Genomic DNA, 612 nt, shown 5'->3' on the forward strand with positions numbered 1-612 from the left:
ATCTTCATCCGGTCTGTTACTTTTAATCTAACAATTCTTTGAGGAACGTAGGTGCTTCCAAATGTACTGTCGACTTCTTCTCAAACTGATCCTAAGAGACAAGGCCGCATGGATTTGTACGCTCGTTCTCGCTGCAGCCTTTTCCGTCCCCATTGCGTTCAATTCACCCATCTACGGGCCCTTCTTTATGAAGCAGGGCATGCAGGGCTTTGTCGACGCATTCAATACGCGCGCGCCCCAGGCCAGCGGCACAGACCTATCGCCAGAGCAGCAAGCTGACGCGGAGCTTGCAAGATACGCGAACGCCGCCCTTGCCGCTCAAACCGACGCCGCCTTTCTCGATTCTGCCGAGAGCTACTACGCGCTCATGGGCGAAGGCTTCCAATCCGGGTCCATCGTGGGAGACCGAGAGACCAATGACGCGGCGCTCGCGTATTGCCGTGCCCTGAGCAGCTCCGGCATCACGGATATCCCGGCCTCCGCAAACGACCTGCCATTCCTTTCCTTCCTGCCTTACGCCGTTGCCACGGCGCCGTCTTTCCTTCCCTTCATCCCCTTCCTTCTCTCGTCGATACTCGTGCTCGGCGCCACAAGGCCCGGGACCCTGGCGGC

General features: G+C 58.2%; 1 protein-coding gene. It reads left to right on the plus strand.

Features of this window, described 5'->3' with window-relative positions; translation table 11 throughout:
- Positions 1–61: 61 nt before the first annotated feature.
- On the plus strand, positions 62–612 hold a 551-nt coding region (locus DWV43_RS10020; protein ID WP_147346287.1), incomplete at its 3' end, for a hypothetical protein.

It is taken from the genome of Collinsella sp. AF05-9, assembly GCF_003465595.1.
Taxonomy (GTDB): Bacteria; Actinomycetota; Coriobacteriia; order Coriobacteriales; family Coriobacteriaceae; genus Collinsella.